The sequence below is a fragment of the Actinocorallia aurea genome (assembly GCF_054783995.1).
In genome coordinates this window covers 1-14,497 of the sequence record NZ_BAAGPQ010000025.1, presented here as the reverse complement: position 1 = coordinate 14,497, position 14,497 = coordinate 1, and the positions used below count along the sequence as shown (strand labels likewise).

Here is a 14,497-nt window from a genome sequence, read left to right as displayed (position 1 = left end):
TCTCGGCGGATGAAACGACGGGGAACGCACGTCCACGGGATCTTAAATGTTGAAAGACCTCCCGAAAATGGCTCTTACATAGAAATGTCGGGGGAAGGCCGCCGAGTCAGCGGCCTTCCCCCTTTCTTGTGCTCCTGTCAGAAGAGGTCCCAGAAGTCGGGGCGTTCGCGCATCTTCTCGGCCGTCTCGTCGAGGATGACCTCGCCGGAGCGCAGGACGTAGGCGCGGTCGGCGATCTGGAGGGCCTGCTTCACGTTCTGCTCCAGGAGGAGGATGCCGAGGTGCTCGGTGTCGGCGAGGTGGCGCAGCCGGGCGAAGATCGTCTCGACAACGGACGGGGCCAGGCCCAGCGAGGGCTCGTCCAGCAGGAGGAGGCGGGGACGGGCCATCAGGGCCATGCCGAGGCTGACCATGCGCTGCTGCCCGCCCGACATGGAGCCCGCCGCCTGCTTCGCGCGCTCCTCCAGGATCGGGAACATCTCCTTGACCGTGGCCAGGCGCGCCGCGCCGTCGGAGCCGGAGGGGGCGTTGGCCGCGCCGAGCATCAGGTTGTCGTGCACCGAGAGGTCGGGGAACACGAACTGCTCGGACGGGATGAGCGCCACCCCCGCCGCGACGGCCTTGCGGACGGGAGCCCGGCTGATGTCCCGCCCTGAGACGCGGATGGTGCCCGATTTCGGGCGGAGTGCTCCGAGGATGCTCCGGATCGCCGTCGTCTTGCCGGCCCCGTTGTGCCCCATCAGCGTGACGATCTCGCCCGCCTCGACGCGCAGCGAGACCCCGTGCAGGACCTGCTTGCGCCCGTAGCCCGCGACGAGTTCCTGGACGTCCAGCAGCGGCGTTTCTTCATGTTTTGTCATGTTCTCCACCTCACTGGGCGCCGAAGTAGGCTTCGGCGAGCCGCGCCGAGCCGGTCAGTTCGGCGATGGTGCCGGACGCGGTGATCTCGCCGAGTTCCATGAAGTAGGTGTGGTCGGCCAGTTCCCGGACGACGTCGAGATTGTGCTCGACGAGGCAGACGGTGCGCCCTTCTGCCCGCACCGCGGCGACCATCTGGAGCATCGTCTCGACCCAGGTCGCGTCGACGCCGGAGGCGGGCTCGTCGAGGAGCAGGACGTCGCCGCGGGTGGCCAGCGCCCGCGCCAGCGACACCAGCTTCGACTGCCCGTACGACAGGGCGTCGGCCGGCGTCGCGGCCTGGTCGGCGAGGCCGACGAAGTCGAGCCATTCCATCGCCTCGGCGGCGACCTTCCGGTCCGCCCGCCCGACGCCCGGCGCGAACAGCCGCCCGACCTTCTCCCCGGCCTGGTCCGGCACGGCCAGCATCACGTTCTCCAGGCACGTGAGCCGGCCCAGCAGCCGCACGTCCTGGAACGTCCGGACCAGCCCTGCCCGGACGATCCGATCAGGCCGCATCCCGACGAGTTCGGCGCCGTTCAACGTCACCGATCCGGTGTCGGGCACGACGGTGCCGGTGAGCAGGTTGAACGCGGTGGTCTTCCCGGCCCCGTTCGGTCCGACGAGCGCGGTGATGGTGCCGCGCCGCAGCTCCAGGCTGATGTCCTTGGCCGCGGTGATGCCGCCGAACCGCTTCGACAGCCCCTCGGCCCGCAGCACGACTTCGGCGTCCGCGTAGGCGACGGGCTCGCGGGGCGTCACGACCACGTGGGCCCGCGCGGCGGGCGGCGCGACCCGCCGGAACCGCTCCGCGAACAGGCCCTGCGGCCGGAGGATCATGACGAGCACCAGCAGCACCCCGTAGAGCACGAGCTGCACCAGCGAGGCCTGGGTGCTCTGCAGCCCGAGCCCCTCGCGCAGCGCGGGTTCGATCATCGTCAGCGCCACGCCCGCGACGACCGACCCGATGAGGTTGGCGTTCCCGCCGACGATCACCATCGCGAACACCGCCATGGCCAGCGGGAACCCGAACGCCGACGGCGTGGCCTGCCCGAGCCAGCCCGAGTACAGCCCGCCGACGAGCCCGGCCAGCCCGCTGGTGATCGCGAAGACGCCGATCTTGTATCCGAAGGTGTTCTTGCCGAGCGCCCGCGTCGCGACCGCGTCCTCGCGCAGGCCCTTCAGCACCCGCCCGTACGGGGACTCGCCGAGCCGCCACGACACGGCGAACACCAGCGCGAGCACGAGCGCGGAAGGCAGCAGCCAGTCCTTCGGCCCGTCGAGGGAGAGCCCGAACAGCCGCAGCCCTTCGACGCCGGTCAGCCCCATGACGCCGCCGAGCGCGTCGAACGTGGCGAAGATGCCGATGATCGCGAGCGAGAACGCCAGCGTCATCAGGATGAGGAACTCCTCGGGCAGCCCGAGCGCGATCAGCCCGACGACGATCCCGAACAGCGTCGCGAGGGCGATGGCGACGCCCAGCGCCGCGAGATAGGGCCAGCCGTGCACGCCGGCGAGGAAGCAGATGGTGTAGCCGCCGACGCCCGCGAAGGCCGCGTGCGCGACGGACACCTGCCCGGCGTAGCCGACGAGCAGGTTGACGGTGACGGCGAGCGCCGCGAGCAGCAGCGCCTGGTCGAGGTAGTTGATCCACATGGCGTCAGGCCTTCTGCGGTGCGGCGGTTCGGACGGGCCGGAGTCGGGGCATGCGGCCCTTCCCGGCGAGGAAGGCGAGGTAGACGGCCAGGACGGTGAAGACCGCGGTCTGCGCCCACTGCACCGACAGCCAGATCGACGCCCACTGCTCCAGCAGCCCGAGCCCGATCCCGACGGGCAGCGCCCGCAGTGGCGACGACCGGGTGCCCGCCAGGAACGCGACGACGAACCCGTAGATGACGGTCGAGTCGCCCATCGTCGGCTGGACGGTGTAGAGCAGCCCGTACCAGAGCGCGCACGCGCCGGAGATGAGCCCGGCGATCGCGAAGCACACGAGGTTGACCCGGCGCACCCCGATCCCCAGCACGGCGGCCAGCCCCGGGTTGCTGCGGACCGCCTTCACCGAGCGGCCGAGCGGCGTGAACGCGAGGAAGGCGGCGAGCCCGAGGACGAGCAGAAGGCAGGTGGCCGCCTCCTGGATCTCGAACGTCGAGATCCGCACCGGCCCGATGTCGTGCAGCGCGACCGAGGGCCCGTAGAACGGCAGGCTGCTCGTCCCGAGCATCAGCTGGAGCAGCGCGACGCCCGCGGTGCTGACCCCGATCGAGGTCACCAGCACGGCGAGCATGGCCCGGTCGGCGGCGCGCCGCGCGACCGGCTCGTAGACGCCGAGTTCGAGCAGCACGCTGACGGCGACGGCGGTCAGCAGCCCGATCAGCGCGGACGGCCAGAACGGCATGCCGGCCGCGTCCATCACCCAGAAGGCGGCGTAGGGGGCGACGGTGTAGGTGAGCGCGTAGGCGAAGTGGAAACGCGTGGTGACCCCGATGACGAGCGCGAGGCCCGCGCCGAGGGCGGCGTAGAACGCGCCCCGGATCAGGCCGTTGGCCGTCAGCTGCCAGAGGTCGGCGTCTAGCAGGTCGTGCATGGATCCTCCGGATCGAGGGTTGGGGGACGGCTCCGCGCGGGCCGTCCCCCGGACTTCAGGTGCGCGTCACTCCGCGAGGCGGAAGTCCTGCGCGCCGATGTCGTAGGTGGCCAGCGGGTTGACCTCGCCGGCCTTGTACTCGAAGACGCCCATCGGCCGGCTGGCGACCCCGTGCGTCTTCGGGTCGATCTCCAGGGAGCCGACGGTGGAGGCGTCGCCGCCGTAGACGGAGGCGAACTTCGGGTCCTTCTCCAGCGCCGCCTTGAGCTGGACGCTGTCGTTCGGGTCGCCGCCCGCGGCGGTGACGCGCCGGATCAGGTCCCACACCATGAGGGTCTCCTCGTAGGCGTTGGCGGCGTAGAAGTCGGGCTCGGCGTCGTAGGCCTTGCGGTAGGCGTCGGTGAAGAGCTTCGCCAGCGGGTTGGCCGGGTTCGCGGGGTCGAAGTAGTCCATCGCGAACTTGAAGCCGTCGCTGTCGAACACGCCCTTGGACGCCTTGGTGGCCTCGTCGGTGAACTCGATGCCGACGAGCTCGCCGGCGACGCCCGCGGCCTTGGCCTGGGCGACGAACGCGCCGGGGGCGGCGCCGCCGAAGGCGACCCACAGGAGGTCGGGCTCGTTCTTCTTGACCTTCGCGATCATGCTCGCGTAGTCCTGGGAGGTCGCCGCGACGGTCTCCCACAGGCCGTTGAAGGTCAGGCCCGCGGCCTCGATCTTCGCCGTCATGTCGGCCTGGATCGCCTTGTTGAGCGGGCCGAGGTCGACGCCGACGAGACCGACGGTCTTGCCCTCGGGGTGGGCCTTCTTGAACCACTCCAGCGCGCCCGGGGCGGCGTCGGAGGGGGCGACCTCGCGGGTGCCGTAGAAGTACTGGGTGCCTTGGGTGAAGACCTGGGCGCCGCCGACGCCGTCGAGGCTGAGGATCTTGTCCTTGTCGGTGTCGGCGAGCATCGCGCCGAGGCCGTCGCCCATCGTGGTGATCTTCGCGGGGACGCCTTCGGCGGCGAGCTCCGACGCGGCCTGCTTGGCGGCGACGGGGTCGGGCCCCTTGACGTCCTTCACACTGAGCTGGAGCGCGGGTCCTCCGGCGGCCTTGATCTGCTCGACGGCGAGTTCGATCGCGTTCTGCATCGAGGCGCCGTTGGCGGCGGACGGGCCCGAGAGGGTGAGCGCCGCGCCGAGCTTGAACTCGACGTCGGCGCCCAGGTCGCCGGTGATGCCGAGGATGTTCACCAGGTCGGCGGCCTGGCTTTTGGCGTCCGCCTCGCTGACGCCGTCGGCGCCGGACCCGCAGGCGGACAGGGCGAGCGCCGTGGTGAGGGCGAGGGCGGGGGCGAGCAGGCGTCGCCGCAGGGGAGTGGTGCGTGGGGTGGGCATAGTTCCTTCTCCGTTTCGCTGACCGACGCGGTGCGCGTGACCAGGAACCAAGCGCGGATTCCGTATTGATCGCTACAGTGATTGGAGCGATCGCTACAGAGACGCGGTTTGTGAAGGTACCCACAATGTGATGGCTGCCACAAGCCCCGAAGGGGTGGAGTTTTGGTGGGGCACCCGGCGGGTTGCGGAAGGATGGGCGGATGAGGAAGACGACGAGGCGCCACCAGCAGGGCGAGGAATCGAGGCTGCGGATCCTTGAGGCGACCCTCGCCATAGCCGCCGAACGGGGTTACGACGGCACTTCGATCGCCCTGGTCACCGAGGCCACCGGCCTGCCGCCGAGCTCGGTCTACTGGCATTTCCGCAACAAGGACGAGCTGCTGGCCGAGACCCTCGAGTACAGCTACCGGCGCTGGCGCGAGACCGCCCCGACCTGGCAGGACCGCGTCGGGATCGCCGACCCTGCCGAAGAGGTCCGCGACAGGCTCCAGCGCGCGTCCAAGGCCATCGTCGACCGGCCCGAGTTCTGGCGGCTCGGCCTCATGCTCGGCCTGCTCAACCGGCAGAACGTCCCGGCCGCGCGGCTGCGGTACCTGGAGGTCCGCGGCGAGACCGAGACCGCCATCGCGCAGTGGTGGGAGCAGATCCTCCCGGCCGGCGACCCCGAGGCCCGGCGCGCGGTCGCCGCCCGGCTCGCCCGCTTCCATCTTGCCGTCATGGACGGGCTGTACCTGGGCGTCCGCTCCGACCGGGGCTGGAAGCTCGACCGCCTGGTCGATCTCGTCTCCGCGGGCGTGCACGCGCAGGCCCTGACGTGGCTGGGAGAGGCCGCGTGAGCACGAGGGAGAAGCCCGGGCAGCGCCCCGCCGACCAGGAGGTCTCGCGGATGCGGATCATCCGGGCGGCGGCCGAGATCGCCTCGGAGAGCGGATACGAGGCCACCACGATCTCGAAGGTCACGAAGCGGTCCGGCCTGCCGGCCAGCTCCGTCTACTGGTTCTTCCGCGACAAGGACCACCTGATGGCCGAGGTCCTGCGGCACAGCTTCGAGCACTGGATCTCCAGCCAGCCCCGCTGGGAGCGCGACCCGCGCGACGAGCGCACGATCACCGAGGGGCTGCGCGCGATCCTCTCGCGCTCGGTGCGGTCCCTGCTGGACGCGCCCGACTTCGTGCGGATCGGCCTGATGCTGCTGCTGGAGACCCGGGACGTCGAACCTGAGGCGCGCCAGTACTTCCTGGCCACTCGCGATGAGGTGACCAGCAGCATCGCGGCCTGGTTCACCTCGCACTTCGACACCGAGCTGCGCGCCCGCCGGCCGGAGCTCGCGATGGATCTGGCCCGGATCGTGCTGGCCGCGACCGACGGGTTCTTCTTCGCCCACCAGATCCAGGAGCAGGCCGATCCGGACGACTTCGTGGCCATGGTGACGGCGATCGTCGAGGAGGCGGTGTCCGCGCGCTGAGCAGGGGCGCGGTGCCCGGTTTCGGGTCTTTTGCCAGGAGACGGTTGTCACATCGGGGGTTCACGTGGTTTGCTCTGTAGCGATCACTACAGGGAGGAGCCCGTCATGCCACTGACCGTCCAGAAGTCCGGGACCATCGAACCGGCCCGCTACCGGCGCGTGCTGGGCCAGTACCCGACCGGCGTCGTCGTGGTGACGGCGCGGGACGCGGCAGGCACCGCCGTCGGCATGGTGGTCGGGTCGTTCACCTCGGTGTCGCTCGACCCGCCGCTCGTGGCGTTCCTGCCCGACAAGAACTCCAGCTCGTGGGCCTCGCTGCGGGCCTCCGGCGAGCGGTTCTGCGTCAACGTCCTCAGCGCCGCCCAGGAGGACGTCTGCCGGGCCGTCGCCACCCGCAAGACCGACAAGTTCCACGACATCGGCTGGCGCCCGTCGCCCCAGGGCATGCCGATCATCGACGGGGCGGTCGCCTGGATCGACTGCGTCACCGAGCAGGTCCACGACGCAGGAGACCACGACCTCGTCATCGGCCGCGTCCTCGACCTGGACCTCGGCGACGGCGAGCCGCTGCTGTTCCACCGCGGCGGCTACGGCTCCTTCACGCCGCACTCCCTCGCCGCGGGCGACGCCGACCTCCTCGACCAGCTCCGCCTCATCGACCTCGCCCGCCCCCACATGGAGGGCCTCGCCGACCTCTTCGGCACCGAGGTCACCGCCATCACCCTCGTCCGCGACGAACTCGTCCTCGCCGCCGCGGCCGGCCGGACCGAACTCGCCGACCGCCCCACCCGGGTAGGGCAGCGACTTCCCTTCGCCGCCCCGCTCGGCAGCTGCTACGCCGCCCACGGCGATGAGGCGCTGCGTGGGCGCTGGCTCGCGAAGATCGCCGAACAGCTCACCGAGGAGCAGCTCGCGCGCCTGCGCGAGGTCCCCGAGACCGTCCGCGCCCGCGGCTACGCCATCGCCCTCGGCCACTCCGAGCTGAGCAACCTGGAGCGCGTCAGCGCCCTCCTGCACGAGCGCGCCCCCGAGGTGTCCCGGGACACCCTGCACGACGCCATCGCCCGCGTCGCCGACGGCTACAACCCCGCAGACCTCCCCGCCTCCCTGGAACTCCGCTCCCTGAGCGCCCCCGTCTTCGCCCCCGACGGCGCCATCGCCTTCACCCTCACCCTCTGGGGCCCTTCCGAACCCGTCACCCTTGAGGAGATCGCGCACTACACGAGCGCCCTCCTCGCCGCGACCGCCGCCGCGACCCGCGCGATCGCCTGAGGCACCGGCGGCGGGCCGCAGGCGAGGCGGCCCGCTCTCGCCTCAGGAGGGCTTCGCGTACCCGGAGATGAGCGCGGCGACGTCGCGGGAGACCACCTCGGCGAACCCGCGGTCCCCGTACTCGCCTGCGGCCCAGTGCCGGGTGCCCGCCTCCACGACGGCCTGGACGACCCGCGCGAGGTGCACGACGTCCAGGCCGCCGGGCAGCTTCCCGTCGGCCTGGGCTCGCGTCAGCAGTTCGAGGAAGAGGAACCGCGCCGCCCGATGCTCGGCCGATTCCCCTTCGGCGAGCGCTCTCTGCTCGGTGCGGTACCCCTCGAGCGTCGTCTCGATGATCAACTCGGGCGGGTTGCGCCGCATCGTCCTTTCAAGGACGGCGAGCACCGCGGCGATGACGTCTTCCAGCTCGTAGGGTCCCTCGACCATCGCCCGCCAGGTCCGCCGCGCATCGCGCGTGGACAGGAACCCGGCCTCAAGGAGCGCATCCTCCTTGCGCGGAAAATAGAAGTAGAACAGCGCCTTCGACACCCCCGCCGCCTGGCAGATGTCCGCGACGGTGGTCTCGGCGAACCCCTTCGTCCGCCACAGCGCGATCGCCGACTGCAGCAGCGCGTTCTTGGTCTCCCGAGACCGCGACTGCGCCAAACTCGCCCTCCGCTGACCCCGGTCAGCACCACCGCCCATGACAGCCCATGCTAGCGAGCCGGCCCCCGCCCCTCGTTGAGCCCGGTCGCTGACCACGGAGCCGCCGAGCTGAAACCACGGCCACGTCCAGGCCGTCGCCGGTGAGCGTTGCACGGAAGTGGCGGAGCAGGTGGGTTCGGGGGTTTTCTACCTGTTGGGGGGCTTCGGGGTTAATGAGTGGGATCTTGGTGGGGTGGGTGGCATGCTTGGGGGGTGGAGAATCGGGGGCTTGTGGGGCGGGTCAGGGACCTGCGGAGGTTGCGGAAGGCGCTGGGGGAGGCGCCCGCGGTGGTGCTGGTCGGGGGCGAGGCGGGGATCGGGAAGACCCGGTTGGTGCGGGAGTTCGCGGGGGCGGCCGGGGTTCGGGTGCTCAGCGGGGGGTGCGTGGAATTCGGGGCGGACGGATTGCCGTTCGCGCCGTTCTCGGCGGCGTTGCGGGGACTTGTGAGGGAAGTCGGGGTCGAGGGGATTCGGGGGTTTTTGCCTGAGGTGCAGGGGCTGGGGCGGTTGCTGCCTGAGTTCGGGGAGGTGGGGGAAGGCGGGGGCGAGTCTAGGGCCCGGATGTTCGAGTCCGTGCTGACGCTGCTGGAGAGGCTGGGGCCCGTCGCGCTGGTCATCGAGGACGCGCACTGGGCCGATCGGTCGTCACGGGACCTGCTGGAGTTCCTCATCCGGAATCTCGGCGGGAGCGTCCTGATCGTCGTGACGTATCGGAGCGACGCGCTCGACAGGGGGCATCCGCTGCGGGGGCTGCTGGCGGAGCTGGCGCGGGTGCCGGTCGTGGAGCGGATCGAGCTGCGGCGGTTCACCCGGGCCGAGACCAGGCGGCTGCTCCAGCAGGCGCTCGGACGGGAGCCCGACGAGCTGGTCGTCGAGCAGGTGTTCCGGCGGAGCGAGGGCAATCCGCTGTTCGCCGAGGCGCTCGCCGGGATCGACGGCAGGATGCTGCCCGACTCGCTGCGGGATCTGCTGCTCATCGGGTTCCAGCGGCTGCCGGAGGAGTCGCAGGAGCTGCTGCGGGTCGCGGCGGCGGGCGGCACCCGGTTCGAGCACGGGCTGCTCAGCGCCGTCGCCGGGCTGGGGGACGCCGAGCTGAGTCGCGCGCTGCGCCCGGCCGTGGCCGCGAACATCCTCGTCGCCGACAGCGAGGGCTACGCCTTCCGGCACTCGCTCATCCGCGAGGCCGTCTATGAGGAGCTGCTGCCGGGCGAGCTGAACGGCCTGCACGTCAGGTACGCCGAGGCGCTGACGGAGCGGCCGTCGCTCGTCGCGCCGGGCCGGGCCGCGGGTGAGCGGGCCTACCACTGGTACGCCGCGCACGAGCCGGCCAAGGCGCTGCAGAGCGCCTGGGAGGCCGCCGACGAGGCCGAGCGGCAGTTCGCGCACGCCGAGGCGCTGCACATGCTGGAACGCGTCCTGGAACTGTGGGAGAGGGTGCCCGACGGGCAGCGCCTCGCCGTCCGCCACATGGACGTGCTGATGCGCGCCGCAGACTCCGCCCAGTTGGGCGGCGAGGAGGAACGCGGCGCGCAGTTCGCCACCGAGGCCCTGAAGGAGGCCGAGACCCCGGCGGAGCGGGCCAAGCTGCTGGCGATGCGCGGCCTGCTGTCGCTCGCCCAGGCCCGCATCGAGGGCATGGACGACATGCGCGAGGCGATCGCCGCGCTGCCCGAGGGCAGGGTCAAGGCACGGGCCCTGGCGCAGTACGCCGTCCGCCTGAACAAGCTGTCGGGCGGCATGGCCGAGACGCACGCGGCGGTCGAGGAGGCGCTGCGGATCGGCAGGGCGCACGACGACATGACGCCCGTCGTCAGCGCCCTGATCACGAAGGGCCTCCGCCACCCCGGCCCCGACACCGAGCGCCTTGCCATGTTCGACGAGATCGAGCCCCTCCTGCCGCGCAGCGACGACTACGACGACGTCCTGCGCCTGGAACTCGCCCGCTCGCACGTCCTGGAGGGCATGGGCCGGCACGAGGACGCGATCCGGGTGGCCCGGCTCGGCATCGCCAAGGCCGAGACGTACGGGCTGATCCGCACCACCGGCACCGTCCTCGGCATCAACGTGGCCGAGCCGATGATCGCGCTCGGCCGGTGGGACGAGGCCCTCGCCGTCATCGAGCGGGCCATCGAACGCCGTCCGCTGCGCCGCCACCAGGCAGGGTTGCGGTTCATGGCGGGCGCGGTGCACACGGCCCGCGGTGATCTCGACGTCGCGGCGGCGCTGCTGGCCGCGGCGTGGACGACGACGACGGACGGTCCGCTGCGCCGCGCCGAGGACTATCTGCCGGTGGTCCAGATGGAGGTGACGCTCCGCCTGGCCGAGGGCCGCCCCGACCTGGCCCTCGCCGCCGCCGCGCCGCTCACCGAGCGCGCCGACATGGCCGACGAGGCCCGCTACACCTGGCCGGCCCTGGTCGCCGCCGCAGTGGCGTCCGCGACACCGGAGGAGATCGCGCCCTTCGCCGCCCGAGCGGAGACGCTGGAGGTCCGCGGCGAGCTCCAGCGCGCGCACCGTCTCACCTTCGACGCCCACGCGGCGAGGGTCCGCCGCGAGCCGGAGGACTGGGCGGCCGTCCGGGAAGCGTGGCGGAGCCTGTCGCGCCCCTACGACCTGGCGAAGGCCCTGTACCGCTCCGCCGAGCACGCCGCGGCCTCCGGAGACCGCGACGAGGCCCTCTGCTTCCTCGCCGAAGCAGCCTCTCTCGCCGAGTCCCTGCGCGCCGCGCCGCTCGCCGCCGAGGTCACCGCCCTCCGCTCCCGGCTGGGCACCGCCACCCCCGCCCACGGCCTCACGCCCCGTGAACTCGAGGTCCTCCGCGAACTCGCCACGGGCCGCTCCAACCGCGAGATCGCCGAGCACCTCTTCATCTCCGCCAAGACCGTCAGCGTCCACGTCAGCAACATCCTCGCCAAGCTGCATGCCACCACCCGCACCGAGGCCGCCACCACCGCCCACCACCTGGGCCTGCTCCCCGCCTGACCCATCCGCGAAGCATCCGGACGCGGCGCCCTCACCGCAGGTCGGCGTGAGGGCGGCGCAGGTCCCCGGTGGGCCCGCCTGCCGGGGCGGGCCCACCGGGTCGGGGTCAGGCGGCGAGGGTCCTGGTGTAGAGGACCGCCCCGTTCAGGTCTATGAGCTCGACGGTGAGGGCCTTGGTCTTGGCGTTGAGGGCCACGTGCCCGAAGAACTGGGCGCCCTCCGCCGGGGACGCGTTCGCCCGCGGGCCGACCTTGATGAACTCCTGGCTGGGGCCGAAGGTCGGGTCCAGCACCTTGGCCACAGCACTAAGCACTGACCTGCGGAAACGAGAGACGCCCCGCCGCGAGAAACCCGGAGGGGCGTCTTCACCTGTTCACGGGGTAGGGGCAAGTCCATGACCGCCCTCACCCTTGCCGACGGACCACAGACCCTCGAACACCTCCCCGAGATCCAGGCCGTCTATAGCGCCGCGTTCCCCGGATACGACCTCAACGACCACCGCGCCCGCACCACCAGCCAGGCCTCCGCACCAGGTTTCGCCGCGGTCCTCGCCCACGACGACGGACACCTCGTCGGCGTCGTCTACGGGCTGCCCCTAAGCGCCGGGACGTCGTGGTGGCACGGCCTGGAACCTGCGCCGGCCGACGGCTGGGCGACCGAGACAGGCAGCCGCACATTCGCTCTCATCGATGTCGCGGTGCTCCCCACCCACCGCGGCGAGGGCGTCGGGCGTCGGCTCGTGAACGCGCTCCTGGCCGAACGGCCCGAGGCGCGCGCGACCCTCGCAACGAACCCTGCCCGGCCCGAGGTTCAGGCCATGTGGGAACGCTGGGGATGGAAGAAGGTCGGCCGCGCCCCCGGCGGGCCCGGCGAGACCCAGCCCTGGTACGACCTCTACGTACTGGAGCTGCCCGCCACCAGCTCGCGGTAGCCCGCGATCTCCGGAGTCGGCGAAGCAGGCAGCTCGCGCAAGATGTCGCCCGCGATGGCCGCGGACATGAGCGAGTCCCGCGCGCCCGGGTCCGCCTCGACCGCCGCGGTGGCGCAGTCGATCCCGCGGCGGAGGTCCCCTCCGCGGACGAGCCCGAACCCGTGGAGGAGCTTCAGCTGGGTCCGGAACCGCGTCTGGTCCAAGGGGATCAGCGTGAGGGTCCGGGCGGCGGCCGAATCGAGCCGGTCCAGATCGCCCAGATGGGCGGCGACGAACGTCTCGGCATACCGGAGCCGCTCCTCCCCCCAGCCGACGATGGAGCGCCGCTCCGAGGTGATGGAGGTCGGCAGACGGGCGAAAAGGCTTGCGGTCCGCTCGATCGCCTCGGCCGCATCGGCTTCGTGCCCCGGCCCCGAGAGCGCATGCAACTGCGCGCGGGCAGCCAAGACCGTCACATAGCCGCGGTGGTCGCTCTCACCGACGCGCTCAACGAGAGCGTCCGCGCGGCGCAGCAGGATCGGTGTCGGCCGGCGCTCGTACAGGCCGTGGATGAGTTGCTCCCCGCTGACCCACAGGGACAGGCCGACGTCGCCGCTGGAGTCCGCGGCCTGCTGGGCGGTCGTCCACCAGGTGCGGGCCTCACGACCCCGCTGGGCGCTGGAGAGTGCCTTCGCCAACACCATCGACAGGCCGCCCACGATCCGGCACCACCCCCGCCACGCAGGAGTCTCCTTCGCGGCGCGGGACATGGTCGTCCGCACCGTGACGAGGTCCCTGGCGAGCTGGGGGATGAGCTCGTGCGGAGGCGTGGTGAGCACGGTGTACCCGTACTCGGCGACGTTCTCTTCCCAGTCGTCCAGGTGGGCTTCGGGGCCGCCGCCGACGGCGCGGTCGAGGCTCGCCTGGATGTCGGCGAGCGCGTCGAGAGCGGGGCTCGACACGGCACCGAGCGCGGCGAGGGACTGGAGGAGGTGACGTCTTTCCACGTCTTCATCGTCACCCGCACTTGGCGATGCTGGCGCAGGCGCGAGCGGCGGGAACAGCTCGATGTCGGGGATGTCGAACGCCTTCGCGTACAGAAGCCTGTACCGCTCGGTCAATTTCTTGACCTGTCCGGACTCCCACCGCTCGATGTTCCGCTGGAGTGAAACCGGGCTAGGCATCTGTTGCGGCTGGTCAGAGGCTCGGCGTAGTTCCGAGGCCATGCGCTGGAGGTCCCAGCCACGGCGCTTGCGCTCGGCGCGGAGCCGTTCGGCGACGGATGGGGTGAGGTCGACCATGAGGGTCCTTCGCGTCCTACCGACAAGTTCCGACATCCGCGAATGTCGGGTCCTGGCTCGCATTGTCGTCTAGAGGCGTCTGCGCGTCTGGAAGTTCACTGGTCGCAACCGAATCGCTACCGAAACCGGGAGACGCAGTGGTGCGCGACGTGACGCTCGACGACCTGAAGACGAAGTACCCGACGTGGAACATCCGCCACTCGGCCGGGTGCTTCATCGCGACCCGCATGGACCGCGACCTCTTCGACGAAGACCTCGAAGCTGGCTTCCACGCCACCCTCACCGCCGACCGCATTGACGACCTGGAGCGGCTCCTGGCCGCCCAGTTCGAACTCGACAAGGCGCGGCTCCGGCGGCTCCAGGAGGGCCGGGGATGAGCGCGGCGGCGATCGACAAGGCGGCGGTCGCCCGTGCGCGCGCTGCCGCAGGGACGCTCCGCCGCGAGCTCGCGGCGGTCGGCTGGGAGTTCCCGGACCTCTCGCGGCCGGAGGGGGAGTGGCCGGGCCGGGTCGCTCGGTCCGAGCGCGTGTTCACGGAGGCGATGAAGGATCTGCTCCATGAGATCGCCCGCTCCGACGGCCTGGAGCCGACCGAAGTGCCGTTCGACGGATGGATCGGGATCACGGAGCGGGCGTACGGGCTACTCCGAGAGGAGTGATCGAAAACCCGTTCTATACTCTGGCCGGGTGAACCCGCCCCTGACCTGCCCATACGGCCACCGGCTGGTTCCCGTCCGGGTGCTCGTCGGCTGGAAGCCGTGCCGCTGTGACGGCGCCCGCGAGACCGGAGGGCACCGGACCTGGCAGTGTCGATGGTGTCAGGACGGCCCCGACCGGCGGCTGACGATCATGCACGACCCGCCGCACACAGAAGCCCCCCCGCACAAGCTAGGTGCGGGGGGCTCAACCCTGCCAGGGCGGGCCGAAGCCCGTACGGCGACGATACGCCCAGCGCCGGAGCGGCGCTAGGCCGTGTCCTGTGAATCTTGGTGTTCGGCTGAGGTGGATCTTGGTGTGGGGGTGTGA

The 14,497-nt window shown here is 71.3% G+C and carries 14 protein-coding genes; 7 read left to right on the top strand and 7 right to left on the bottom strand.

Annotated features, from left to right (window positions below; genetic code table 11):
• Window positions 1-137 precede the first annotated feature (137 nt).
• The 4 genes from ACYVOM_RS28605 to ACYVOM_RS28590 all read right to left on the bottom strand — a co-directional run bounded on the left by ACYVOM_RS28605 (window position 138) and on the right by ACYVOM_RS28590 (window position 4,858).
• A complete protein-coding gene (locus ACYVOM_RS28605; protein ID WP_460306630.1) occupies window positions 138-860 on the bottom strand; it encodes an ABC transporter ATP-binding protein in 723 nt (240 codons plus the stop codon).
• 10 nt (window positions 861-870) lie between these two features.
• A complete protein-coding gene (locus ACYVOM_RS28600) occupies window positions 871-2,553 on the bottom strand; it encodes a branched-chain amino acid ABC transporter ATP-binding protein/permease (protein WP_460306629.1) in 1,683 nt (560 codons plus the stop codon).
• A 4-nt stretch (window positions 2,554-2,557) separates the two neighbouring features.
• Window positions 2,558-3,481 carry a branched-chain amino acid ABC transporter permease gene (locus tag ACYVOM_RS28595; protein ID WP_460306628.1) on the bottom strand — a complete coding sequence of 308 codons (924 nt, stop codon included), beginning with the start codon at window positions 3,479-3,481 and terminating at the stop codon, window positions 2,558-2,560.
• A 66-nt stretch (window positions 3,482-3,547) separates the two neighbouring features.
• Window positions 3,548-4,858, bottom strand: a complete 1,311-nt coding sequence (locus tag ACYVOM_RS28590) for an ABC transporter substrate-binding protein (RefSeq protein ID WP_460306627.1) — start codon at window positions 4,856-4,858, stop codon at window positions 3,548-3,550.
• Window positions 4,859-5,058: 200 nt separating this feature from the next.
• Between ACYVOM_RS28590 and ACYVOM_RS28585 the strand changes: the two genes are divergently transcribed.
• The 3 genes from ACYVOM_RS28585 (at window position 5,059) to ACYVOM_RS28575 (ending at window position 7,595) form a co-directional block, all read left to right on the top strand.
• Complete coding sequence (locus ACYVOM_RS28585) at window positions 5,059-5,694, top strand: TetR/AcrR family transcriptional regulator (protein WP_460306626.1); 636 nt, start codon at window positions 5,059-5,061, stop codon at window positions 5,692-5,694.
• Window positions 5,691-6,323 (top strand): TetR/AcrR family transcriptional regulator, encoded by a 633-nt coding sequence (locus ACYVOM_RS28580; protein ID WP_460306625.1) that lies wholly within the window; start codon window positions 5,691-5,693, stop codon window positions 6,321-6,323. The genes ACYVOM_RS28585 and ACYVOM_RS28580 overlap by 4 nt, the downstream gene beginning before the upstream one ends.
• Before the next feature lie 105 nt (window positions 6,324-6,428).
• Entirely contained in the window at window positions 6,429-7,595 is a 1,167-nt protein-coding gene (locus ACYVOM_RS28575) for a flavin reductase (RefSeq protein ID WP_460306624.1), read from the top strand.
• A 42-nt stretch (window positions 7,596-7,637) separates the two neighbouring features.
• Here ACYVOM_RS28575 and ACYVOM_RS28570 read toward each other — a convergent pair whose 3' ends face one another.
• On the bottom strand, window positions 7,638-8,240 hold the full coding sequence (locus tag ACYVOM_RS28570) for a TetR/AcrR family transcriptional regulator (RefSeq protein WP_460306623.1): 603 nt from the start codon (window positions 8,238-8,240) through the stop codon (window positions 7,638-7,640).
• A 216-nt stretch (window positions 8,241-8,456) separates the two neighbouring features.
• On the opposite strand from ACYVOM_RS28570, the gene ACYVOM_RS28565 reads away from it, so the two are divergent.
• Window positions 8,457-11,261, top strand: a complete 2,805-nt coding sequence (locus ACYVOM_RS28565) for an ATP-binding protein (protein WP_460306622.1) — start codon at window positions 8,457-8,459, stop codon at window positions 11,259-11,261.
• A gap of 106 nt (window positions 11,262-11,367) precedes the next feature.
• Here ACYVOM_RS28565 and ACYVOM_RS28560 read toward each other — a convergent pair whose 3' ends face one another.
• The gene (locus ACYVOM_RS28560; protein ID WP_460306621.1) at window positions 11,368-11,562 is read right to left on the bottom strand and encodes a hypothetical protein; all 195 of its coding nucleotides are present in this window, start codon (window positions 11,560-11,562) and stop codon (window positions 11,368-11,370) included.
• Between the two features lie 93 nt (window positions 11,563-11,655).
• Between ACYVOM_RS28560 and ACYVOM_RS28555 the strand changes: the two genes are divergently transcribed.
• On the top strand, window positions 11,656-12,192 hold the full coding sequence (locus ACYVOM_RS28555) for a GNAT family N-acetyltransferase (RefSeq protein ID WP_460306620.1): 537 nt from the start codon (window positions 11,656-11,658) through the stop codon (window positions 12,190-12,192).
• Here ACYVOM_RS28555 and ACYVOM_RS28550 read toward each other — a convergent pair.
• Window positions 12,156-13,178 carry a hypothetical protein gene (locus ACYVOM_RS28550; RefSeq protein WP_460306619.1) on the bottom strand — a complete coding sequence of 341 codons (1,023 nt, stop codon included), beginning with the start codon at window positions 13,176-13,178 and terminating at the stop codon, window positions 12,156-12,158. The two genes, ACYVOM_RS28555 and ACYVOM_RS28550, sit on opposite strands and share 37 nt — an antisense overlap.
• A 431-nt stretch (window positions 13,179-13,609) precedes the next feature.
• On the opposite strand from ACYVOM_RS28550, the gene ACYVOM_RS28545 reads away from it, so the two are divergent.
• On the top strand, window positions 13,610-13,849 hold the full coding sequence (locus tag ACYVOM_RS28545; RefSeq protein ID WP_460306618.1) for a hypothetical protein: 240 nt from the start codon (window positions 13,610-13,612) through the stop codon (window positions 13,847-13,849).
• Window positions 13,846-14,130 (top strand): hypothetical protein, encoded by a 285-nt coding sequence (locus ACYVOM_RS28540; RefSeq protein ID WP_460306617.1) that lies wholly within the window; start codon window positions 13,846-13,848, stop codon window positions 14,128-14,130. Before ACYVOM_RS28545 ends, ACYVOM_RS28540 begins: the two co-directional genes overlap by 4 nt.
• Window positions 14,131-14,497: the final 367 nt, after the last annotated feature.